General features: G+C 66.0%; 18 protein-coding genes and 3 tRNA genes. 12 read left to right on the forward strand and 9 right to left on the reverse strand.

Features of this window, described 5'->3' with window-relative positions; genetic code table 11:
* Positions 1-42: 42 nt before the first annotated feature.
* From DR039_RS04545 to DR039_RS04560, 4 genes are all read right to left on the reverse strand, one after another.
* A complete protein-coding gene (locus tag DR039_RS04545) occupies positions 43-3,228 on the reverse strand; it encodes a type I restriction endonuclease subunit R (protein ID WP_111836222.1) in 3,186 nt (1,061 codons plus the stop codon).
* On the reverse strand, positions 3,228-4,382 hold the full coding sequence (locus DR039_RS04550; protein WP_170166847.1) for a restriction endonuclease subunit S: 1,155 nt from the start codon (positions 4,380-4,382) through the stop codon (positions 3,228-3,230). The genes DR039_RS04545 and DR039_RS04550 overlap by 1 nt, the downstream gene beginning before the upstream one ends.
* The gene (locus DR039_RS04555) at positions 4,375-5,982 is read right to left on the reverse strand and encodes a type I restriction-modification system subunit M (protein WP_111836400.1); all 1,608 of its coding nucleotides are present in this window, start codon (positions 5,980-5,982) and stop codon (positions 4,375-4,377) included. Before DR039_RS04555 ends, DR039_RS04550 begins: the two co-directional genes overlap by 8 nt.
* A 148-nt stretch (positions 5,983-6,130) precedes the next feature.
* Positions 6,131-6,628 carry a YajQ family cyclic di-GMP-binding protein gene (locus tag DR039_RS04560; protein WP_111836224.1) on the reverse strand — a complete coding sequence of 166 codons (498 nt, stop codon included), beginning with the start codon at positions 6,626-6,628 and terminating at the stop codon, positions 6,131-6,133.
* A 163-nt stretch (positions 6,629-6,791) separates the two neighbouring features.
* On the opposite strand from DR039_RS04560, the gene DR039_RS04565 reads away from it, so the two are divergent.
* The 6 genes from DR039_RS04565 to DR039_RS04590 all read left to right on the forward strand — a co-directional run bounded on the left by DR039_RS04565 (position 6,792) and on the right by DR039_RS04590 (position 9,141).
* Positions 6,792-6,875, forward strand: a tRNA-Tyr gene (locus DR039_RS04565).
* Between the two features lie 109 nt (positions 6,876-6,984).
* Positions 6,985-7,057: transfer RNA gene (locus tag DR039_RS04570), tRNA-Thr, on the forward strand.
* 42 nt (positions 7,058-7,099) lie between these two features.
* Positions 7,100-7,173, forward strand: a tRNA-Met gene (locus tag DR039_RS04575).
* 53 nt (positions 7,174-7,226) lie between these two features.
* Entirely contained in the window at positions 7,227-7,397 is a 171-nt protein-coding gene (rpmG, locus tag DR039_RS04580; RefSeq protein WP_111836225.1) for a 50S ribosomal protein L33, read from the forward strand.
* A 24-nt stretch (positions 7,398-7,421) separates the two neighbouring features.
* On the forward strand, positions 7,422-8,411 hold the full coding sequence (locus DR039_RS04585; RefSeq protein WP_126622187.1) for a MaoC/PaaZ C-terminal domain-containing protein: 990 nt from the start codon (positions 7,422-7,424) through the stop codon (positions 8,409-8,411).
* A 100-nt stretch (positions 8,412-8,511) separates the two neighbouring features.
* The gene (locus tag DR039_RS04590) at positions 8,512-9,141 is read left to right on the forward strand and encodes a MarR family winged helix-turn-helix transcriptional regulator (RefSeq protein WP_111836227.1); all 630 of its coding nucleotides are present in this window, start codon (positions 8,512-8,514) and stop codon (positions 9,139-9,141) included.
* A 61-nt stretch (positions 9,142-9,202) separates the two neighbouring features.
* Here DR039_RS04590 and DR039_RS04595 read toward each other — a convergent pair whose 3' ends face one another.
* Both DR039_RS04595 and DR039_RS04600 read right to left on the reverse strand, forming a co-directional pair.
* Positions 9,203-13,234: a carboxyl transferase domain-containing protein gene (locus DR039_RS04595; protein WP_170166848.1), complete on the reverse strand. Its 4,032-nt coding sequence runs from the start codon at positions 13,232-13,234 to the stop codon at positions 9,203-9,205.
* Positions 13,231-13,902 (reverse strand): Maf family protein, encoded by a 672-nt coding sequence (locus tag DR039_RS04600; protein ID WP_111836229.1) that lies wholly within the window; start codon positions 13,900-13,902, stop codon positions 13,231-13,233. The genes DR039_RS04595 and DR039_RS04600 overlap by 4 nt, the downstream gene beginning before the upstream one ends.
* 130 nt (positions 13,903-14,032) lie before the next feature.
* Between DR039_RS04600 and DR039_RS04605 the strand changes: the two genes are divergently transcribed.
* From DR039_RS04605 to DR039_RS04620, 4 genes are all read left to right on the forward strand, one after another.
* Entirely contained in the window at positions 14,033-14,977 is a 945-nt protein-coding gene (locus DR039_RS04605) for a biotin--[acetyl-CoA-carboxylase] ligase (protein ID WP_111836230.1), read from the forward strand.
* Between the two features lie 2 nt (positions 14,978-14,979).
* Positions 14,980-16,155, forward strand: coding sequence for an adenylate/guanylate cyclase domain-containing protein (locus tag DR039_RS04610; RefSeq protein ID WP_111836231.1), 1,176 nt, complete (start codon positions 14,980-14,982; stop codon positions 16,153-16,155).
* 117 nt (positions 16,156-16,272) lie between these two features.
* The gene (locus tag DR039_RS04615) at positions 16,273-16,944 is read left to right on the forward strand and encodes a response regulator transcription factor (RefSeq protein WP_111836232.1); all 672 of its coding nucleotides are present in this window, start codon (positions 16,273-16,275) and stop codon (positions 16,942-16,944) included.
* Between the two features lie 65 nt (positions 16,945-17,009).
* Positions 17,010-18,089 carry a sensor histidine kinase gene (locus tag DR039_RS04620; RefSeq protein WP_111836233.1) on the forward strand — a complete coding sequence of 360 codons (1,080 nt, stop codon included), beginning with the start codon at positions 17,010-17,012 and terminating at the stop codon, positions 18,087-18,089.
* Positions 18,090-18,128: 39 nt separating this feature from the next.
* Here DR039_RS04620 and DR039_RS04625 read toward each other — a convergent pair whose 3' ends face one another.
* From DR039_RS04625 to DR039_RS04635, 3 genes are all read right to left on the reverse strand, one after another.
* Positions 18,129-18,893 carry a VTT domain-containing protein gene (locus DR039_RS04625; RefSeq protein WP_111836401.1) on the reverse strand — a complete coding sequence of 255 codons (765 nt, stop codon included), beginning with the start codon at positions 18,891-18,893 and terminating at the stop codon, positions 18,129-18,131.
* Between the two features lie 102 nt (positions 18,894-18,995).
* Positions 18,996-19,487 (reverse strand): GtrA family protein, encoded by a 492-nt coding sequence (locus DR039_RS04630; protein ID WP_229116800.1) that lies wholly within the window; start codon positions 19,485-19,487, stop codon positions 18,996-18,998.
* Positions 19,488-19,547: 60 nt separating this feature from the next.
* The gene (locus DR039_RS04635) at positions 19,548-20,897 is read right to left on the reverse strand and encodes a hypothetical protein (RefSeq protein WP_229116801.1); all 1,350 of its coding nucleotides are present in this window, start codon (positions 20,895-20,897) and stop codon (positions 19,548-19,550) included.
* Between the two features lie 32 nt (positions 20,898-20,929).
* On the opposite strand from DR039_RS04635, the gene DR039_RS04640 reads away from it, so the two are divergent.
* On the forward strand, positions 20,930-22,315 hold the full coding sequence (locus tag DR039_RS04640) for a 5-(carboxyamino)imidazole ribonucleotide synthase (protein ID WP_111836234.1): 1,386 nt from the start codon (positions 20,930-20,932) through the stop codon (positions 22,313-22,315).
* A gap of 11 nt (positions 22,316-22,326) precedes the next feature.
* Positions 22,327-22,845: a 5-(carboxyamino)imidazole ribonucleotide mutase gene (purE, locus tag DR039_RS04645; protein ID WP_111836235.1), complete on the forward strand. Its 519-nt coding sequence runs from the start codon at positions 22,327-22,329 to the stop codon at positions 22,843-22,845.
* Positions 22,846-22,908 lie beyond the last annotated feature (63 nt).

Raw genomic sequence — 22,908 nt, forward strand, 5'->3', positions numbered from 1 at the left:
TAGCTGTGTCCCTGCGTGGGTTTCCTGGCAGCCGACGCCCAACTACCTCAGTGCGGATTCGGAATTGTTCATCTCCCCGATAGTTTCGGCTTGCTTCAGGATCAGTTCGGTGGCCTCGGGTGCCTTGTCTGGCGGGTAGCCGTGCTTGAGCAGCAGGCGCTTGATGGTGGTCCGCAGTTTGGCGCGGACTTGCTCCTTGATATTCCAGTCGGTTTTGGCGTCACGGCGCACAATATCGGTGAGTTCGTGGGCGATCTGCTTCATCACGTCGTCCTGCATGGCTTCGCGGGCCGACTCATTGGTGCGCAGCGCGTCGTAGAAGGCGAGTTCGTTGTCGGTGAGGCCGGTCGCTTTGCCACGCTCATGTTCGGCCCGGAGGGCCTGGGCCAGTTGGACCAGTTCAGCTACCACGGCGGCGGTGTCGAGGCTGCGGTTTTGGTAGCGCAGTAGGGAGGCGTTGAGCATCTCGGAGAACTCTTTGCCCTTAACGAGGTTGCGCTTGGCGATGGCCTTGATCTCCGAGCTCAGCAGGCGTTTCAGGGCTTCCATCTGGATATTGGGCCGGTCGGATTCGGTGACCTGCCTGACGAAGGCCTCGTCGATGAGTGAGATGTCAGGGTTGGCGATTCCGGCTTCGGCGTAGATGTCGATCACGCCGGTGCCGGTCATGTTTTCTGAGACGATCTGGCGGATCGCGGTGTCCAGTTCGACTCCGGCATCGGTTGCGCCACGTCCGGCGTTCTCGGTTTTGGCGATGGCGGTGCGCACCGCGTCGAAGAAGGCGACGTCGTCTCTGATGGCGCTGGCAGCGTCGCTGGCTGGGACGAGCGAGAAGAAGGAGCGGAGCCGCTGAACGTGCGCGACGAAGCGCTGCTTGACGGTGAGTTCCTTGGGTTTTTCGGCCTCGGCGCGGTCTTCGACGCCATCGAAGGCGTCCGCTGTGTGGTCTTGTTCGAGCAGCCATTCGACGGTGGCCATGACGGCGTTGATATATGCCCTGGGGGTCTTCTCAGCGACGAGTGGCCGCCAGGGGAATGGGGCGAGGATCGAGCAGACGATGTCGTGCTCATTGCGCATCTCGGGGATCGCAGTTGCCTCAATATCGGCCCCGACCTGCGCGTTGTCGCGGTCGCGCTGGGTGTAGTCACCGAGTGCGGTCTTGAGGTCTTCGGCGATGCCGATGTAGTCCACGATCAGCCCGGCGGGCTTGTCCCGGAAAGTGCGGTTGACACGGGTGATCGCCTGCATGAGTGAGACCCCGCGCATGGGTTTGTCCACGTACATGGTGGTCATGGCTGGGGAGTCGAAGCCGGTTAGCCACATGTCGCGGACGATCACCAGGTCCAGCGGATCGTCAGGGTCTGAGGCGCGGGCCTTGAGCGCGCGCATTTGTGCTTTGTTGCGGATGTGCTCCTGCCAAGGCTCGGGGTCGGTGGCGGAGCCGGTCATGACGACTTTCATTCGTCCGCGCTCGTCGTCATCGGCGTGCCAGTCGGGGCGCAGGGCCTTGATCTTGTCGTATAGATCGACGGCGATCCGCCGCGACATGGCAACGATCATGCACTTGGCGTCGGGCATGACCTCTTTGCGTTTTTCCCAGTGCGCCACGATGTCGCGCGCTAACTCGTCTAGGCGCTCGTTTGCCCCGACGACGGCCTCCACCCGCGACCAGCGGGTCTTCAGCCGTTCTTGGGCGTCCTCCTCGCTCCCGGATACGGCGTCTGCGAAGGCGTCGTCAATGTCTTTGAGGGCGTCGTCGGGTAGTCGCACCTTCGCTAGGCGGGCTTCGTAGAGCACCTTGACGGTGGCGCCGTCCTCGACGGCCTGCGTGAGGTCGTAGGTGTCGATCACCTCGCCGAAGACCGCGGTGGTGGAGCGGTCTTTCGCTTCGATGGGGGTGCCGGTGAAGCCGATGAAGGTGGCGTTGGGGAGTCCGTCGCGCAGGTGGCGGGCGAAGCCGTCGATGAAGTCGTAGTTGGAGCGGTGGGCCTCGTCCACCATCACCACGATGTTGAGCCGTTCTGACAGGGTGGGGAAGCTGATTCCCGCTTCGCGTTCGTCTTTGGAGAGCCCGAACTTTTGGATAGTGGTGAAGATGATGCCGCCGGATTGCCGCCCGGTGAGCAGTTGCTTCAACTCTGCCCGTGATTCCGCCTGCATGGGCGCTTCGGGCAGTGGGGCCCCGATCTTGGTGGCGGCGAAGGTGTCCTCAAATAGTTGGTTGTCTAGGTCGTTGCGGTCGGTGAGCACTAGGAGCGTGGGATTGTCCATTGCCTGGTGTCGCATCAGTACCCCGGCGCACCAGGCCATCTCGAAGGACTTGCCTGAGCCTTGGGTGTGCCAGACGATCCCGGCGCGGCCATCGTTTTCCACCGCCTCAATGGTCTTGGTGACGGCTTTGCTTACCGCCCAGTATTGGTGGTACTTGGCGCCGATTTTGGCGGTCTTCTGGCCGTCCCCGGTGAAGGCGAGGAAGTTACGCGACCAGTCCAAGAACACCTCGGGCCGCAGGAAGCCTGCCACCATGACCTCGATCTCGGGGCGATACTTCGTCTCCAGGTTTCGACCGTCGACGGTTTTCCAAGCTTGGAAGTGGTTCGCCTGCGCGGTCAGGGTGCCCATTCGCGCCAGGAAGCCATCGGAGAGTACGACGCCCTGGTTCCAGGTGAACAGCTCAGGTATCTGCGCCTTGTAGGTTTGGATTTGCGCGTAGGCGCTGGCAATGGTGGCTTTCTCTGCCCCGGGCTTCTTCAACTCCAGCAGCCCTAAGGGCAGCCCGTTGACGAACAGAACCACGTCCGGGCGGCGTTCCTTCTTGGCGCCCTGGATGGTGAACTGGTTGACGGCCAGGAGGTCGTTGGCGTGTGGGTTGTCCCAGTCGATTAACCGCGCCCGGACGTTGCGCAGCCTGCCCGCAGCCTCGCGATACTCCACCGGCACGCCCTGGGTTAGCAGCTGGTAGGCCCGCCAATTCTCGGACTGCACGACGGCGGATTCGGGCCGCAGCGCAGTTTTGACGGCCTCGTCTATGGCCGCTGGAGGGAGTGTTGGGTTGAGCCGACTGATCGCCTCGCGGAGGCGGCCGACGAGCACGACCTCGCGGTAGTCCGCACGCTCCGCCACAGGCATGCCGGGGGCAATCTCTGGCCCGTGGACCGTCTGCCAGCCCTGCTCGGCCAGCAGCTCCAACACCCACTCCTCGAACTGTGCTTCCGCCACGTCCAGCATTACGACACCGCCTCTACATCACGCACCCGCACCTTGCCAGACATCAGCAGGGGGAGAAGCTCATCGCGCTGGCGGGTTAGGTGGGCCGCCTCGATCCTCAACTCCACCGCTCCTCGAACCAGGGATGCGACAGCATGTCGTACCGTGGCATCGAGCTCCCGTGGGTCGGGCACCTCAAAGTTGGGGATAGCAGCCTTGTCGACCCGCTGCCGACTGTTTGTTGTGCCGCTCACGGCTCCTCGCATTTGCTCCCAGAAAGATCTAGTGCTGGCCAGTGTCCAGATCATTTCGGAAGGGATGCCTTCAGATCCTTGAAGTACGACGAACTCAGGTGAGCAAACAGCAGGAGCGGATGAGCGCGTGTACGCCATCCACGTTCGCTCAGTTTTCGGGTTTAACCGGGATACCAACACCGAGTCAACTTCAAGTATCTGCTTCCCTGACAAGATAGTCGCGCCAGACTCCAATGATGGAAGGAGACTGCTGTCGAAAGCTGGGATCGAAAAATGGTCAACCGTTCCTTCCGGTTTACGCTGCCGGAGGTGGGGTGTCGCCGCAATCACATGCAGTGGCACGGTGGTCGTGATTCGTTTCGTCATGGTTCGCGCGGCATCTTCCATCCGCAGGGCCAAACGGCGACTCGTCTCGATAAGGTCATCGAAGGCGCCGAGCACACCCGCGATCCGCTCCTGCTCCTCCAGCGGTGGGAGCCAGATTGGCAGATTAGTTAACCGATCTGTCGCCAGTACTCCGGTCCCGTGGCCAGCCTGATGGACTTGTGCCAGTAGCGTGGGGCGAGCCGCGCGCAAGGCAAGGTTGAGGTACCTAGGGAGTATGTCGGAACGAGCGACTATTGCTTTCACATCCTGGTTGAAAGCCACAGGCCGAGCAGCAAACCCTATACGAATCTCTTGCAAGAGGCTCATGCCGCGAACCAGAATCAGCGATGCGCCGACTGGAGCGAGATTGCTGCCTGCGGTTAGACCTGTCTCGGTTATGCACAGGTTGGAGTCAGTTAGGTTGAGACTATGTAGAGTCTTAGCGCTGATCCAAGGAATCGAGCCGTTCCAGTAATCTCGCCGTGATTTCGGTGGAGTTCCGCCCGATTTCAGATCAGCGAGGTCTTTCAGACGAACAACCCTCCGCTTACTCATGATCTGACACCAAGGCACACAATGCATCGTCTATCTGTCCCTGAAGGCGTGCGCGTGCAGCAAACCCCTTCCGAATCTCGTTCGCGAGCCTGGCGATCTTCTGCTCAACGGGTTCGCCGTCGTCCTCCGCCTCCTGGGTGCCGACGTAGCGGCCGGGGCTCAGCGCATAACCCGCCTCAGCTACCTGCTGCGTGGTCACCGAGGCGCAGAAGCCGGGCACATCCGCATAGCCCGGCAGATCGGGGTCTCCGCGCCAGGCATTGTAGGTGTCCGCGATCCGGGCCACGTCCTCAGGGGAGAGATTGCGGTGCGTGCGGTTCTCCATATAGCCGCTCTCGCGGGCGTCAATAAACAACACCTCGCCCCGGCGCTCACGCTGAGGCCGCTCCGACCTAACCCTGCGCGCCGTCTTGTCCTTGGTGCAGAACCACAGTGACACCGGAATCTGCACCGAATAGAACAACTGAGACGGCAAGGCCACAACGCACTCCACCACGTCGTCGTCAACCATCCGCTGGCGGATATCACCCTGGCCCGACGAGTTCACCGTCAGCGACCCATTGGCCAACACCACCCCCATCGTCCCGGTGGGGGACAGGTGGTGAAGCATGTGCTGCAGCCAAGCGTAATTCGCGTTGCCCGGTGGCGGCGTCCCAAATTTCCAACGCGGATCATCAGCCAGACGCTCCCCGCCCCAATCCGAAATATTGAAGGGCGGATTGGCCATAATGAAGTCCGCCCGCAAATCCGGGTGCAGATCATTGTGGAAGGAATCGCCCCACTCCGGCCCGAGCTGCGCCTCAATACCCCGAATAGCAAGGTTCATCTTGGCTAGCCGCCAGGTGGTGGGGTTCCGCTCCTGCCCGAAAACAGACAGGTCATTGCGAGAACCGCCGCTCGCCTCCACAAAATGCTCAGCCTGCACAAACATTCCACCGGAACCACAACAGGGGTCAAAGACTCGACCGTTGTAGGGCCGCAGCATCTCCACCAGCAGCGAGACCACGGAGCGTGGGGTGTAAAACTCGCCACCGTTCTTACCCTCATTGGAGGCGAACTGCGCGAGGAAGTACTCATAAACCCGCCCCAGCACATCCATGCCCTCGTGTTCGGCTGCGGCAAGATCATCGCGCGAGAAGGTGTCGATCAGCCCGCCAAGCGTCGCCGGAGTCAGCTCCCGGCGGGCGTAATTCTTTGGCAACACCCCCTTCAGCGAGGGATTCTCACGCTCGATAGCCTCCATTGCCGCATCGATGCGCTGGCCAATATCGGCCTGTTTAGCCGCCTTGCGCAGGTCCGTCCAACGGTGGCCCGCCGGGACCCAGAACACGCCCTCAGAGGTGTACTCGTCGCGGTCCTCCAGCACCGCCTGCCGCGCCTCCTCGGTGGGCATGAAGTAGTCACTGCGCTCATCCCTGACCAGCTCGGACAGGTGAGCGTGCCGGGCCTCAAACTTGTCCGAGACGTACTTCAAGAACAGCAGGCCGAGCACCACATGCTTGTACTCGGCAGCGTCCATGGAGGACCGCAGCCTATTCGCGGCTTCCCAGAGAGCATCCTCCAGGCCAAGGGCCGTGGTCTTAGTGCCGCGTGCTGCCATCTGAACTTCTTCCTTGCCGGCCAAGACGATCACGCCTCCACCGGCAGGGGGACCGTCAAACTCCTAATCAGATGAACCTTAGCGACTGGGTCTACCCAAGTCATACCTTCCGGCGGGCACCAGCCAGCCCGGCTGGCCAGCCCCAGTTCTACCGGTAGTTCACGAACTGCAGCGCGGCGTCGACGTCAAGCCCCTTAAGTAAGGCAATAACAGCCTGCAGGTCATCGCGGGACTTAGAAGAAACGCGCACCTCATCGCCCTGAATCAGCGCCTTGACGCCCTTAGGTCCCTCATCGCGGATCGCCTTGGTGATCTTCTTGGCGACCTCCTGCGTCAGCCCCTCCTTGAGTGGGCAAGCCAGCTTGTAGATCTTGCCGGAGAGCTTGGGCTCCTTGTCACCCAGGTCCAGCGCCTTCAGAGACACACCCCGGCGGAAAAGCTTGGACTGCAGCACATCCAGAATCGCCAAGACGCGCTCCGCAGAGTTGGCTTCCATGGTGATGGTGTCTCCGGCCAGAGAAATGGCGGCATCCACGCCCCGGAAGTCGTAGCGCTGAGAGATCTCCTTGGCGGTCTGGTTGACGGCGTTGTCCACCTCCTGGCGGTCCAACTTGGAGACGACGTCGAAGGAGGAATCTGCAGCCATGATCTGCCTTTCTGTGTTAGCCACCCCCTTTAGAGGCGACCTGGTGTGAGTGCGCGGCGGGCCGTGTGAGCAGCGTCCCACGGACGCGATTGGCGCCCGCCTCCGTCCACTTGTTATTCTTCCACGGCACCGGACGCGGCCGATATGGTCGAGTGTGGAGCAAGGCGGGTTGCCCGAGCGGCCAATGGGAGCTGACTGTAAATCAGCCGCGCAAGCTACGGGGGTTCGAATCCCTCACCCGCCACCATGATCGCCTCGGTGATCAGGCCCTTTTCGGAGGGCAACCCCGCAGTGAGGGTTCTCACGGGGGCCGGAGTTGCGAGAGCAAAAACGGGCCCCTTAGAGTTCCGCTCGTTGCCCCGATAGCTCAGTCGGCAGAGCGTCTCCATGGTAAGGAGAAGGTCAAGGGTTCGATTCCCTTTCGGGGCTCTGACACTAAGGGGGCCAATTAGGCCCCCGTTGTGTTGATAAGGCGAGGTAGCTCAGCTGGTTAGAGCGCACGACTCATAATCGTGAGGTCGAGGGTTCGAGTCCCTCCCCCGCTACGCAATCTTGGGCACGGCCTAACCGCCCAGGGACCAACCATGAGGAGCACAACGTGGCCAGCAAGAGCGCTGATGTTCGCCCCAAGATCACTCTGGCCTGCGCGGAGTGCAAGGAGCGCAACTACATCACCAAGAAGAACCGTCGCAACACCCCTGACCGCCTAGCGGTCAGCAAGTTCTGCGCACGCTGCGGTAAGCACACCGAGCACCGCGAGACCCGCTGACGGCACGCCCGGTACCATCCGGGTGTGAGCAAGCAAGACCCCGTTGACCCCAGGTCGGCGGGGTCTTCTGGTGCCTGCACCACTGCTACCAAAGTGGGGGACGACGCCGTAGCCCCGGCTCCGGCCAGGGCGCAAGCAATAGCGCCGGCCACGCCGCAGGACATGGTCCAGGCCATGGCTCAGGTGCTGGAGGGGCTGCTGGACCGCAGCGGACTGGTGGTGCCGCCCGCCCAGATTCAGGTTGCCGTGCAGACTCTCACGCCAGCTGCCCTGAGCCTGCGGCAGCACCGCGAGCAACTCCCCGCAGGCCTCTGGGACGGCCTGGTACACCGCCGCTGCCAACTGCGTGAGGTTGCCGTCGACGCGGCTGCGCAGCCTGCGGGCAGCGCTGCAAACCCAGCTGAAGGTGCTGGGGAATCGGCGCAGGCCACTTTGGAGGTGCTGGCTCGGCGTGGGGCATGGGAGCTACTGCGCGCTACCTCTCAGCACAGGACGCCGAGCGGCGCGCCGTTGCTCGTCGAGCATGAGCTGGCCCGCCCACTCACAGACCAGCGCACACAGGAGACCCGCCCCGCCGTCGGCAGGGCAGCCGGTGCTGCTGCGGACGGCGCAGCCTTCTCGCCGCATGCGACCGGGGGCGCTGGGCGAGCTGGCAGGGCAGTGAGCAGTGCGACTGCCAGCGCTGCCTTGGCGGCCAATGCGGCCAATATGCTGCGAGTCACCGCCGCCGACGTCGCCGCCTGGGCTCAGGCCACCGCAGACTCCAACGCCATCCATCTGCAAGCGGGCCGGGCTCAAGCACTCGGGCTTGCGGCAGGGGAGGGGCAGGTGGTGGCCCATGGCCTCTTGCTAGCGGCCATCTCCCTGGCCTTCGCCCCAGCCCATTCGCCGAGCTTGCAGCTGCGCTTCACCCATGCGCTGGCGGTGGACCAGGGGGGTACGCCCGTGGAGCTGGGGCCTGGCGGTGAACTCCACAGTGGCGGCCTGATGCTGTTAAAGCGCCGCGAACTCTGAACCTCGCCGGGGGCGCTCCACTAGGACCTGTGGGTAAATATGGCGATGCCCCCATGCTTATACTTGATTGTTCAGTTAACGGGGAATCTGGGGGTGCCACATGGCCCAGCAAGCAGCGGGCTGCGGGCAAAGCGCAGAGCTTGCCTCTGAATGCGGCCAGAAGACCCCTCAGCGCTCCAAGGCCTGCGGCCAGGAACCGGAGCCACAGAGCTGCGGGCAGGTCGCCGAGCCAACGGGCTGTGGGCAGGCCGCCGCCCCTGACACCGCATCCACCTGCGGACTCAAGAAATCTGGGCACCAACCCCTGAACGCGCAGGAGATGGCCGCCTGGCGGGCCTTCCTCATGGCCTCCACCACCGTCACTGCCGCCTTGAACCATGAACTCGTGGACCGGGCCGGCATCTCCCTGCTCGAATACGAAATCCTGGTGCGCCTATCCGAGGCCCCGGAGCACACTCTGCGCATGAGCGCCCTAGCGCAAGACACCGCCCAGTCCCGCTCCCGCCTGACCCACACCGTCGTGCGCCTGGAGAAGACGGGGTACGTTGAGCGCAGCCTGTGCTCCTCAGACCGGCGTGGCGTCTACTGCCACCTCACCGAGGCGGGGACGCGGTTCCTGACTGAAACCGCCCCGCTGCATCTCGACGGCGTGCGCCGCCACGTAATCGACAAGCTCCCCGCCAGGAAGCTAATGGCGCTGGCCGAACTGCTCGCACCCCTGGCCGACTAAGAGCTGCGCTGTCCCAAGCGCACTGGGAGCGCGGCTGCGCAAGGGTTGGCGACGCCGTCGCTCAGATACTTGGCAGCAGTGCCGCCAGTTGCGGCCATACCGCCGCGAAGGTCGGCAGCAGTGACTCCGGGGTGCTGGCGCCTCCGGGGGCAGGCACCTCCCAGCTCACACCGACGCCGGGGTGCAGCCGCACCCAACGCAGCTCAGAAGACTCACCATCACCGGGCAACAGCCGGTCCAGGGCCGGATCAGGGGGTGCCTGCGCCGCGAAAGTCGTGTAACTCCAGTCAGTGTGCTGCTGCACCTGGCAGTTGCCCAAGCGCAGCCAGGTGGCAGGCACCCCAGCCTCCTCCTCCAGCTCCCGCAGCGCCGCCTGCGCCGCATCCTCGCCGTCGGCAATGGCCCCACCCGGCAGCCCCCAAGTACCGCCGTGGTGGGTCCAGGCAGCACGGCGCTGCAACAGCACCTCCAGACCTGCCGAGGAGCGCCGCCACAGCAGCACTCCAGCAGCCCCGTTTAGCCCCCAATGGCGGCCCCCGCAGGCACAATCCACCCAGCCGTCACCGGGGTGACCGAGGCCGTCGACTTGCGCCAAGCCCAGCTTCTCCACGGGAACACTCTGCCCAAGCTGGGAGCTACCTGCCGGGTTGCTGCCTGCCCGGCCCTTGGCCGTCTGGCAGCTGTCTGCTGGCTCAACACCTTCCGACTGCCTGCCCGACCAACTCCTGCCAGCCTGATCGGCACCTACCAGTGCCTGCGCGATCCGTGCTCGCGTCTCCACGGGCGCAATTACCTCATCGACCCAGCCAAGCTCCACTGCCCGCGCCGCCGCCTCACTGTCCTCCTGCTCAGCCAAGAGCTGCGCCCGCAGCCTGGCCTCCGCCTCAGGCCCAACCTGGGCGGCAGCGGCCAGCTGACGGCGATGCACCAGCGCTACGGCACTGCCCGCATCCATCACGCCTATACGCCCCTGGGGCCAGGCCAGGGTCAGGGCACCGCTCAAAGGCTTAGAACCCAAAGCCACATAGGCCCCACCGTAGGCGCGCCGCGTCACCAGAGTTACCAGGCGGCAACCCCGGGCACGCAAGCCCGCATAGGCGCGCACCAGCGCCGCCCCGTGCCGCACCACCCCGGCAGCCTCCTGGGCGGGACCCGGCAGAAAACCAGGAGTGTCCACCACAGTGAGCACCGGCAGCCCCAGATCCGCACACAACCCCAAGTGCTCCGTGACCTTCTGCGCCGCCTCAGGGGTCAGCGCCCCCGCCAACACCTGAGGCTGAGTGGCCACCAGCCCCACCGGCACGCCCTCCACCCGGGCCAGGGCAGTTACCACACTGGGCGCCCAATCCGGGCGCAACACCTCCAACTCACCGCGGTCCACCAGCGCTGCCAGCAGTCCCAGCACGTCATAAGGTTCGGCCTGGTCAGCAGGCACTAGCTGACAGATGTAACGGTCACCCGGGGTGGGTGCCAGACCAGCACCGCCGCGCCGCAGCGGCAAAGCCCGTTGGCCTTGACGCCGCAAGGATGCGAAAGACACGAGCCGCCGAGCCGCCTGGAAAGCCGCCGCTTCATCAGGCACCCGCAAATGCGCGCTGCCAGACCGGGTGGCGTGCAACTCGGCTCCGCCCAGGGCTTCGGCGTCGATCCGCTCTCCTGTGGAGGCCGCCAATACTGCCGGGCCGGTCAGGAACAGGCGAGCAGTGCCTGCAACCATCACCAGCAGATCGGACAGGGCCGGGGAGTAGGCGGCGCCCCCGGCAGCCGCCCCCAGCACCAAGCCGAGCTGTAACACCTGGCCGTGCGCACGCTGCTGCGCCGCAAGCAGCAGACCGACGCCCGCCAGAGCGTCCACGCCCTCCTGCACGCGGGCTCCGCCCCCATCCAACACCGAGACCACCGGCAAACCGTCAGCCACCGCCTGGTCAATTAACGCCGCCACCCGCCGCGCCCCAAGCAGACCAATAGTGCCGCCACACAGAGTCGGATCCTGCACCCACAAGGCCACGGCTCGGCCAGCCAGCCGGGCCCGCGCCGTCAGCACGGCGTCGGCCTCAGCCAAGACTTCCAGCGAGCCCGGGTCCGCCAGGGCCTGCGCGCGGGCCAGCGCACTGCGTGCCTTTCCCGCCGGAGACGGCTCCGGTGCCGCCGGGCTCTGCGGGACAGGCGCCTGCGGGCGCAGCACCGCCAACAGGCTGCCAGCGGGCACCGCCTGCCCCACCTGCACGAAGACCTCCGTGACCATTGCGGCGGCGCTCGCGGGAACCGGCAGGCGCATCTTCATGGCTTCCAGCACCACCACCTGCTCCCCAGCAGTCACCTGACTCGTCACCGGGCGCACAGCCACGCAGGTGCCTGCCAGTGGGGCGCGCAGCTCCAGCAGCTGCTCCGCTTCTGGGGGCGCTGGCTGGCTAGTCGCCGGTGCTGCGCTGGCCGTCGGTGCATTGGCCGGTGTGGGTGTGCTGACCGACGCCAGGGCCGACGCTGCTTTGCTGACCGACGCCGGGGCCGGCGCCAGTGCGCTATTGGCCGCTGTTTCGCTGGCCGAGGCCGCAGCTACGCAGTCTCCCAGCAGTTCCTCCTCCAGCCAGCGCGTGCTGAGCTGAGCCGCCTGCACAGCGGGCGCCGCCAGTACCTTCTGCAGCAGGGGTGCCAAGGTCTGCGTGCCACGAACCTCAACCTCCGCGAGCGCCTCCTGGGCCAGCTCCAGGGCCGCCTGACGGGTCGGCGCGGCAGCTGCCAGCAAGGCCAGTGGCTCAGAAAAAGCCGGCTGCAAGGCGTCCCCCGGGAAGGTGCCCCGCTGCACGCGCAAATGCGCACCGGGTACCTTCCCCGCAGCCACTTGGGCCCGCAGTGAGGCGGTAGACAAGGGCAGGTTGGCGTGCCGCAGCACCCCGGCCTGTGGCAGCAGGCGCTCCGGGTCTTCCGCATATAAGCGCAACTCGACGGCATGTCCGCGCACCGGCACCACCGGCTTCTGCGGCGCTAGCCCCCCATCAGTGGACCCCGCTGCAGCCAGCCAGGCGTTACCAAGCGACGCAGAATCGGCAACAAGCCTGCCGGACTTGCCCGCCTGCTCCGCATCGGCCTGCATCGCCGTCGCCATCTGCCCACCAACCGGTGCCTGCCAACCAGCCTGTGCCATAGCGCGCTGAGCACCCAAGACGGCCTCCTCCAAGGTGGCGCCCTCCGCCAATGCCAACTGCGCCGCCACTAGGTCCACCCCAGTGACCTCCTCAGTGACCGCATGCTCCACCTGCAGGCGAGCATTCACCTCCAGCAGCAATGGTTCGCCGCACGCAGGCAACAGGAACTCGCAGGTGGCGACGCCCCGCAGCGCTGCAGCGGCCAGCAGGCGGCGCGTGGCCTGCAGCATGACCGCCTCCACCTCAGCCGACAATCCTGGCGCCGGTGCCTCCTCCAACAGCTTCTGGGAGCGGCGCTGCACCGAACACTCCCGCGTACCCAGAGTCACCACGCGCCCCTGGCCGTCAGCTAGCGCCTGCACCTCAATATGCCGCGCTGGCACCACCGCTTCCTGCAACAGCAAGGACCCCAGCCCGGCGGCCCGCTCCCAAGCTTCCTGCGCCTGCACCACGCCGGATACAGGCACCACCCCGCGCCCGCCTCCACCGTGCACCGGTTTGAGCACTCCCGGGCCACCGAGCTCCGCCAGCGCGGCCTGCAGCGCCGCCAGATCAGGCAGCGGCGCCCACACTCGCGGGACTGGCAGGCCTAGGCGCAGCGCCAGCTCCGCCAGCAAAGTCTTATCTGTCAGTGCCGTCAGCACCTCCGGGGCAGGCCCCGCCCAGACCAACCCGGCCTCCATACAGCCCTGGGCCAACTCCGCGTTCTCCGCCGCAAAACCCACCCCCGGGTGCACCCCGGCGGCACCGAACTCCCGCGCCGCAGCCAGGAGCGCCGAAACATCCTCATAAGCCGGCACCAGCGCCGCATCGCCCAAGGCCCGAGTCCAGCCCGCATCCCGCTCAGCTGCCGTAAACACTCCCACCGGCTCCCAGCCGCAGCGCCGCGCGGAAGCTGCGACCCGCACCGCCGTCAGGCCCCGGCCAGCAATCAGCAGGCGCCTCACGCCGCCCCACCTGAGCGCGTCCACAGCTCCGTCCAAGTCACGCCCAACTGCGCCAGCAGACGCCGCAACAAAGGCAAGGACAAGCCCACCACCCCATGCGGGTCGCCTTCAATCGACTCAATAAAGGCCCCGCCCAGGCCATCAATCGTGAAGGCTCCCGCACACCACTGCGGTTCCCCGGAGGCCGCGTAGGCCTCAATCTCCGCCAGCGTCGGCTCCCCAAAGTGCACCACCCCGGAGCTCACGCCCGCCGCCGTCGCCCCATCGGCCACACGCACCAGAAAATGCCCGGAGTGCAACACCGCGGTGCGCCCCCGCATGGCCAACCAGCGCTCGCGGACCTTCTCCGGGCTGCCCGGCTTGCCCAGCACCTGCCCGTCTAGCTCCAACATGGAGTCACAGCCGACGACGACGCAGCCACCCGCCCCAGCGGCCTCTGCCACCTCCTGCGGCGTCAAATGAGCAGCTACATCTAGGGCCTTTGCCGCCGCAAGCGCTTGCACCTGCTCGGCCGGGGTGGGGGCGGGCCGGGCGGACTGTTGGTGCTGCGCTGCCAGCTCCGCCAGGACCGTCGGCTCATCCACCTGTGAGACCCGTACCAGCGGCTCCACCCCCGCCGCGCGCAGGGTGGACAGACGACCAGGGGACTGGGAGGCAAGCACAAGCACGCTCTGAGCCTAGCCACCTAGGCGGCGGCGTCGGTGCCCGCGTCCGGGTGCTATCCCTCCCGCCCGCTGCTGGCCAGTGGCAGCGAGGCTCACTGCGGGGCAGTAGCCGGGGCGGCGATAGGCTTAACCCATGACTTCCGTCCCTGCTCATATAGCATCCCCATGGTCGCGTCGCAGCGTGGTGGAGCGCACCGGCTCCACCAACGACGACCTGCGCGTCGCACTCAGCAGCCCAGACGGCACCCTCAACCCGGCCAGCCTGGCCCTATGGCCGCACCTATCCGTTCTGCGCGCCCAAGCGCAGACTGCCGGGCGGGGACGCGCCGACCACCAGTGGGTGACACCCCCACACGGTGCCCTGCTGGCCTCCATAGTGCTGCGACCTTTAGTGCCCGCAGCGCAGCTGGCCTGGCTGTCCTTGCTGACCGGACTGGCTCTGCGCGATGCCCTAGCGCCGCTGGTGAGCACCACCGCTTGGACCCTGCACACCAAATGGCCCAATGACCTGGTGGCCCTGCCTACGGACGGGCAAGAAGTAGCCCAGGTGGAGGGCTGGGGGAGCGCCCGCAAAGTTGCGGGAGTGCTCACCGAACTAGTGGCCCCAGCCGGCGGGCTAAGCAGCGAGGCACCTGCCCGCCGGGAGTTGGCGGGCGCCGTCGTCGTCGGAATTGGGGTCAACTTGGGCCAAAACGCCGCCGAATTGCCGGTGCCCTGGGCAGCCTCCCTAAGGACCCTAGGCGTCCAGCCGCCCGCGGGCACTTGGGATGCCGACGCCGTCCTGGACCGCATCGGGCAGGCGCTGACTGCGCGCCTGGACCAGTGGGAGGCGGCTGGGGGAGACCCAGGCCGCGGCGGCGCCAGCCTGGGGGCGCAGTTACGCGAGGCCTGCATCACCTTGGGACAGCAGGTGCGCGTAACAATTCCCGGCCTGCGTCAAGCGGTTGTCGGCCGTGTGACTGACTTGGAACCTGGGCTGGTGCTGACCGATTCCTCCGGGAATAGGCAAGTCATTGCGGCTGGTGACGTCCTGAGTGTGCCACACCAGGATGTGATCTGGGATACCCTAGCGCGGTGAGCATGGAGCGTAAGGAACCGAGCGAAGAGCTCGGGGGGATAGGAGCGGGCCCAGTCACCCCTGACGCTGCCTTCAGCCCTGCCGCTGCTCACGTCGCCCCTGAGCCCGAATCCACCGGTGGTAAACACAGTGCCGGAGCCGCTGAGCAAGCCGCCCCCAGAGGCGCTCACGCCGCCCCCGCGCAGAACTCAACTGCTTGTAGTCAGGAAGCCCTGCTCGGTGGGAAACCCATCTATGACCTGGAGGCCTTTGCCCAGCAGGCTGGCGTGGAACTCAGCAGTGCCGAACGCTTCTGGCGGGCCATGGGCTTTGCGGACACCAACCCCGGTGAAGTGCTCTTCACTGACCAGGACGTGCAGGCCCTCAAGGGCGTAACCCAGATGATTAACGACAGGCGGGTCTCCAGCGCCACTCTCAACGAGTTGCTGCGCGCCCAGTCCTACACCATGGACCGCCTGGTGCTGTGGCAGTTGGAGGCCTTCGTCTCCGAGGTCTCCCGGCGGCTCCAACTGGATGACTCAACTGCGCGCCTGCTGTGCCTGGAGCACGCTGAGGAAGCGATCGAGCCGCTGCTGCAACAAGTCACCTACGCCTGGAAACGCCACCTGGCGGCGCTGCTGTGTCGCACGGCAGATGAGGTGGCCCGCCGCAGTCAGGAGGAGGTCGGGCGGAACCTTTACCCACTGACCCGCTCCCTGGGCTTCGTGGATATCGTTTCCTTTACCAAACGGGCCCAGTCCATGAACGTCTCTGACCTGACCAATATGCTCAATGACTTTGAGTCGACGGCGCGGGATGTGGTCACTTCTCGCGGCGCCCGGGTGGTTAAGACCATTGGGGACGCCGTCATGTACATTGCCGACGACCTGCCTACCGCCGCCGACGTCGTAACCGCGCTGGTCGATGAACTGCAGGCCGGCCCGGACATGCTGTTAGTGCGCGCCAGCCTGGTCAATGGGCGCGTGGTCTCCCGCTCCGGGGACGTCTTTGGGCCCACGGTTAACTTGGCTTCCCGCCTGGTGGATACTGCGGCCCCCGGTGGCATCCGCATGGATGAGGCGACGGCGTTGGCGCTGGTGAACGGCCCGGCGGGCGCTCGCTACCGGGTGCGGCCCTGCCACGAGGTGGTGGTGCGCGGGCTGGGGCAGATCGTCCCGTGGGAGTTGGAACGGGCCTAAGCGAGCTGCTCAATTCCCCGGCTGGCACTGGGGTATACCTTTGGAAACCCTGGGAGATTACTGATCTCCTCCTCGGAAAGGATGACGGTCCTAGGAACGTCGCCTAGTATCAAAAGCGTGACTACTGTGCTTCTCGTTGAGGACGATCCCGCTATCTCGGAGCCCCTTGCTCGGGCTTTTGGCCGTGAGGGCTACGAGGTGCTCACCCATGGAACCGGCAACGGCGCTCTGGCGGAGGTTGCCCGGGCCGACATCATTGTGCTGGACCTCGGTCTGCCGGATATTGACGGCCTAGATGTGGCCCGGCAGGTGCGCTCCCAGGGGCTGACCACCCCCATCTTGATGCTCACCGCCCGCAGCGAGGAGACCGACCAGATCGTCGGTCTGGATGCTGGCGCGGATGACTACGTCACCAAGCCCTTCCGCCTGGCCGAGCTGCTAGCCCGCGTCCGCGCCCAGGTGCGCCGCGCCTCCGGAGAGACCATTGAGGAGACCCTCACTGCCGGTGAGATCAAGGTGGATGTTGCCGCCCGCCGCGCCTTCGTGGGTAGCCGCGAACTGCAGCTGACCACCCGCGAGTTTGAACTGTTGCGGGTGCTGGTGCGGGGCGCCGGCCAGGTCCTGGCTACTGAGGACGTGCTCAAAGAAGTCTGGGGTGAAGACCCGACCGGCAATGAGCAGGCCTTGGAGATGCATGTGACCTGGCTGCGCCGCAAGCTCGGTGACGACGCCGATGCCCCCACCATCCTCCTGACTGAAGAAGGTGGCTACCGCCTGGTAGCGGCCTGAGCCGTCTGCTCCGCCCGGCAGTTGCCCGCCTGTTAACTGCCGGGCCATGACCCTAAGGAGGGCGCATGCGGCGTCGCAGCATGGTCATGGCGATGACCTCCGTGGCCGTGGCCGTGGCAGTCCTCGGTGTGCCCCTGGGGAGCGTCTGGCTGGTGCTCGCCTGGCGGGCCGTGGAGAACTCCGACTACCGCTTGCAGGTGCTCGTCCGCGTCATTCTGACAATTCTGGGCTTGGCCCTGGTGGCTTTTGCAGCCGCCTACTTTGTGGCCGCCCACGGCTCCAGACGCATCTCCGCACCCCTGATCTATCTGGCCGCTGAAGCTGAACAACTCGGCTCCGGGCAGGTCCGCCCCCGCCTGCGTACCTCCGGCATCGAGGAGATCGACCTGGTACAGGCAGAACTGGTGCGTTCCGCCGAACGTGTGGCCGGGAGGATCGCCGCCGAGCGGCAATTCGCCTCAGACGCCTCCCACCAGCTGCGCACACCCCTGACTAGCCTCAGTCTGCGCCTGGAGGAAATTGAGCTAACGGCTCCGGATGAAGCCACCCGGGCGGAAGCGCACGCCTGTGTGGAGCAGGTAGAGCGCCTGACCGGGGTGGTGGAGGACCTGTTGAAGGCCTCCCGCCGCGCCGGTGGCGGCAGCACTGAGGCCCTGCGTCTAGAGGATGTCTTCGAGCAACAAGGCGAGGAGTGGGAGAACGCCTTCCGGCAGGCGGGCCGCAGCCTGAGCTTCAGTGATGAGGTGGGCATGCCGGTTCTGGCCAGCCCCGGTTCGCTCGCCCAAGTGCTAGCCACCGTTATCGAGAACTCCCTGCGCTACGGGGCCGGGCACACCAGCGTGAGCGTGCGCAGTGCCAACGGCGGGCACGGCGTCTTTATTGACATCACTGACGAAGGCGAAGGCGTCAGCGATGAACTGGCCCCCTACATTTTTGAACGGGCTGTGTCGGGGCACGGCTCCACCGGCGTGGGCTTGGCCCTGGCCCGGGATTTAGTGGAAGCCGACGGGGGCCGCATTGAGCTCAGTGGCCGCCGGCCCGCCGTCTTCTCCATCTTCCTGAATGCTGTGCCCCGGTCCCTGGACCCGCACAAGGTGCTGCCTCAGGGGGCGCTGGTCTCCGTGGGTCGCTGGCGCCGCTTCTGAACCGGGCGCAGCAGCCCAGGGGTGCTGCGATCCCTGCCCTTACTGGGCATCCACCTCAGCGGCGGCGACGTCCTTGGCAGCCGCAGGAGTCTTGCGGGCCAGCAGCCAGGAGCGCAGCCCAGAAATAATCATGGGCAGCACAGAGATCGCCACGATTGCCAGGATGATCACGTCAATGTTCTTCTGGATCCACTGGAAGTTGCCCAGCAGGTAGCCCAGCCAGGTGATGCCGAAGGCCCAGAAGGTGGCGCCCAAGGCGTTGAAAGCCAGGAAGTGCAGGTAGTGCATCCGCCCCACCCCCGCCATAACGGGGGTGAAGGTGCGCACGATCGGCACGAACTGTGCCAGGGTGATGGCCTTGCCGCCGTGCTTCTCAAAGAAGGTAGCGGTGCGCTCCACATGCTCTTGTTTGAAGAAGCGGGAGTCCGGCTTGTTGAAGATCGCGGGGCCGGCTTTGCGGCCAATCAGGTACCCGGACTGGTTACCCACTACGGCTGCCAGGAACATGAGTGGCGCAGCGATCCAAATGTGTACGGGCACGCCCCGGCTCGGGTCGGCCTCGCCAATGGCCACGAACATTCCCAGGGTGAATAGCAGCGAGTCGCCAGGCAGGAAGAATCCCACCAGCAGGCCGGTCTCGGCGAAGATCACCAGCATGACGCCCAAGATCGCCCAGGGGCCTACCCAACCCACGAAGGTGGTGATGATATTGGCGGCGTCGAGCCACTTGGGGCCTAGGGCTGGGAGCATCTGGCTCGGATAGGGGAGGGCGGTGGTCAGTCCTGCCGTTACGGCTGCGGTCATTAGGGTCACGGCCCAAGGCTAGGCAAGGCAAGGCTGTGGGGCCATGAGTGGCCCCTCAGTGAGCCTGTGGCTTTGGGCACTGCCCGGGTCCGGTGGGAGAACCTAAACGGTGGGCTTGGGCTGCTCAGCTTTACCGGTGAAGACGACGTAGTGGTAGAAGAGGAAACGGAAAGCCGTTCCCAGGGCAAAGCCGACGACGTAGGCCGCCACGTTATCTGCCAGCGCTCCGTTCAACCCCAAGACGTGGTGGGTAAACAGCAGACAGAACTGGGTGATTACCAGGCCACCCAGGTTTCCCAGCACGAAAAGGCAGGCTTCACGCACCGTACTGTCTTGTGTGCGGCCCCGGTAGGTCCACAGGCGGTTGGCGGTCCAAGAGAAGGCCGTGGCTATCGCAGCCGAGACCACATTTGCAGTGTTTGGGTGCCCGGACAGCACCCCAAGCGGGCCGTGCTGCAGCAGGTTGAACAGGCCGGCGTCAATGATGAAGGCTAGCCCGCCAACCATGCCGAACTGGAGGAACTCCTTGACCCAGGCCCGCAGCCGCGCAATCAGGGTGCCCTGGGACTTGGGCTTGGTGGCGGTGGTAGTCACGGCGGCATCCTATGGGGACGAAACCAATGGGCCGTGTGCGCTCAGCCCAGCGCGATCAACCTAGGGCACCCACTGGATGGAGACCGAGCCCAAGTTCCACACCCAGCTGACCCAGAACAACTGGCCTATAAAGGCTGCCAGCAGCAGGGCCACCCGGGCTGGCTTCTTCCTCAGCCAGGACATGGCCGCCCAGGCCAGTGGGGCCAGCGGCAGCAAGAGGCGCAGCAGCGAGGTCGTCGGGTCAAAAAAGGCCAGCAGGTACAGCGTGTATCCCAGGCACCAGAACCAGGCAGCTGGACCTAGGCAACGCAGTGGCCGGCAGCTAAGCGCCAGTGCCACCAGCCCTAGCAGCGCTAGCAGTAGCAGCGGCCCCAAGTGTGCCCCCACGAAGTACCCGGAGCGGTCCCACCACGGCATAAAGGGGACTAGGTGGGTGCCACGCCAGGCGGTCTCTGTGGCGGTGTAGGCATCCGGTCGGCCCGTTACTAAGGCTGCTATTGCGGGCCAGGACAGGGCCGCGCAGCCAGTCAGGATACTTAGGGCTAGCAGGCCGTGAGGCTTGCGGTGGCCGGGGTTAGCTGCCGGAGCGGTCACCTGGGTGGCGGTGGCTTTGGCAGCAGGGACCACGACGGCGTAGGCCTCAGCCGTGCCCGGCTGCTCGGCCTCAGGCTGCTTTGTGCTGGGCAGCCACGCGGCGGCAGGATCGCGCCACCGTGCCAGCCAGGCAGGCAAGGCGACGGAGTCGCTGCTAAGCAGGCTCCAAGCCCACCACAGGCCAAAGGCTGCGGACAGCGGCACCCCCACTGGCCGAGAGAAGGCCGCCAGTAGCGCCAGCGGTGCGGCCCACAGGAAGCGACCCCGCTCCGCGGCCAGCAGGGCGGCGCAGACCAGCAGCAGCGCCAAGGATTCGGCATAAGGCACCTGCAACACCGGCGCACAAGGGGAGAGCCACAGGAGCAGCACCGCCCACAAGGAGGTCCTGGTCCCGGTGCGTGGCGCCAGCCAGCGGTCCAGCACCACGGCGGCCCCGGCGGAGGCAGCCAGGGACAGCAGCGCCCCCGCCGCATAGAAGTTCAAGCCCAGGGCCATAAGTGGCAGGCACAGATAGGGCAGCAGCGGCATAAAAGCCCAGGTGTTGTTGGCCACCGCCCCGCCAGCCCCGGTGGGCAAGGTAGCGGGATAGCCCTCTTCCAACACCCGCTGGTACCAGCCCGCATCCCAGAAAGCCATATGTTCCAGCCAGGTGGGCGCAGCCTGCCCCCAGGGGGTGGCGGGGGTGTCCTGGGCCCCTAGCCGCAGCACCAGGAAGCTCAAGGCCGTGGCACCTACCCACACGGCTAGCACCTGCAGTGTGCGCCGCCAGCGCTCAGGTTGGTGCTCTGGGGTGCGCAGGGTCGCGGGGCTCGTCACGGGCTCAGCCTAAGGGCCGGTAGCCTTAGCACGTGAGCGCACCAACGGTGGCAGTGGTCGGAGGCGGGCAGCTGGCCCGCATGATGCAAGAGGAGGCCAGCGCCCTGGGGGTGCACCTGCGGGCCCTGGTTGAGGCTCCTGACGGTTCTGCCGCCGCCGTTATCCCGGACGCCCCCGTGGGAGCCGCGGGAGACGAGGCCGCCGTGCGCGCACTTCTGGCTGGCCGCCCCGGCAGCGCTGACCCCCTGTGGGCGGGGGCAGCGCAGGTTCTCACCTTTGAACACGAGCACCAGGACGCCGCCCTGCTGGAGCGCCTACAGGCCGAAGGCATCTCCGTGCAGCCCAGCGCGCAGGCCCTGGAGCTGGCGCGGGACAAGCTCGCTATGCGTCGGGCCATGAGCGCGGCAGGACTGCCTCAACCTGCTTGGGCGGAACTGTCAGGCAGCGCTGAGCAGATGCGCGCCGCGGTGCTGGCCTTTGCGCAAGACCACGGCTGGCCGGTGGTGCTCAAAACCCCGCGTGGCGGCTACGACGGCCACGGTGTCCTGCTGGTGCATGAGGCAGCCGAGCTAGAGGCAGGGGAGGCAGCCCAGTGGCTAAAGGCGACGGCGGCCGCCCGCGCCGGCCAGGCAAGCGGTGGGGCGGGAGCTGAGCAGCCAGCCGGCGGCGGTGGCAGCTTGGGTGGGGGAGCCGTTAGCAGTCTGTTGGTGGAGGAAGCTATTCCCTTCACTCGGGAGCTGGCGGTGCTGCTGGCCCGCAGCCCGAGCGGTGAACTGCGCGCCTGGCCAGTGGCCCAGACGAGGCAGGTGGACGGCATATGTGCGCAAGTCGTGGCCCCAGCCCCAGGCTTGGACGCGCAAGCCGTTGCGCGAGCACAAGCAGTGGGCCGCCAAGTAGCGGAAAGCTTTGGGGTTACCGGAGTGCTGGCCGTGGAGATCTTCGCGGTAGAGCGGGCGAGCGAGCCGGTGGCGCTGTATATCAATGAGCTAGCCATGCGGCCCCACAACTCCGGGCACTGGACCCAGGATGGAGCCGTCACCAGTCAGTTTGCCCAGCACCTGCGCGCCGTGCTCGATCTGCCCCTAGGGTCGACGGCGCCGGTCGCCCCCGCCACCGTCATGGTCAATCTGCTGGGCGGGGTGCAGGAGCCCGGGCCGCAGGCATTGAGGCAGGCCCTCGCCCTGGAGCCTGAGGCACAGGTACACCTGTACGGCAAAGGCTGGCGCACCGGTCGCAAACTCGGTCATGTGAACCTGAGGGTGCCGGGGCCTGCTGGCAGCGAGCCGACGCCGCAGGCAGTGCAGGAGACGCTGGAGCGTGCCTGCGCCGTCGTCGCTATCCTGCGTGGGGAGTCCCCAGAATTGGGCGAGAATGCCCCGAGGCCAGCCGCGTTTAGCATTGAGTCCGGTAAAAGTTGAGAGGAACCGCAATGAGCAAGCACCCCGTCGTCGGCATTGTGATGGGTTCCGACTCGGACTGGCCCACCATGGAGGCCGCCGCCACCGCGCTGGAGGAGCTGGGCATCAGCTATGAGGCCGACGTCGTCTCCGCCCACCGCATGCCCACCGAGATGATCGAGTACGGGCGCAGTGCCTCCGGGCGTGGACTGCGCGTCATTATCGCTGGCGCCGGTGGCGCAGCGCATCTGCCCGGTATGCTTGCCGCCGTAACCGAGCTGCCAGTGATCGGAGTGCCCGTGCCGCTCAAGCACCTGGACGGCATGGACTCCCTGCTGTCTATCGTGCAGATGCCCGCAGGGGTTCCCGTGGCCACGGTATCTATTGGTGGGGCCCGCAATGCTGGGCTGCTGGCGGCCCGCATCCTGGGGGCGGGTGAAGGCGCAGAAGCTGAACGGCTGCGTGCGGCCATGCGCGCCTTCCAGATGGAGCTGGGCCGGGTGGCGCAGGCTAAGGGGGCTGCTCTGCGGGAGCGGCGCGCTCAGGGCTGAACTATTCGCCCTGCAGGGCAAAGCCCAGGTTGGGGCAGAGGCGGTCAGTGCTAGAGTCAGGAC

Origin of the sequence: Actinomyces bovis, assembly GCF_900444995.1 — a bacterium.
In the GTDB taxonomy this organism is placed as follows: Bacteria; Actinomycetota; Actinomycetes; order Actinomycetales; family Actinomycetaceae; genus Actinomyces; species Actinomyces bovis.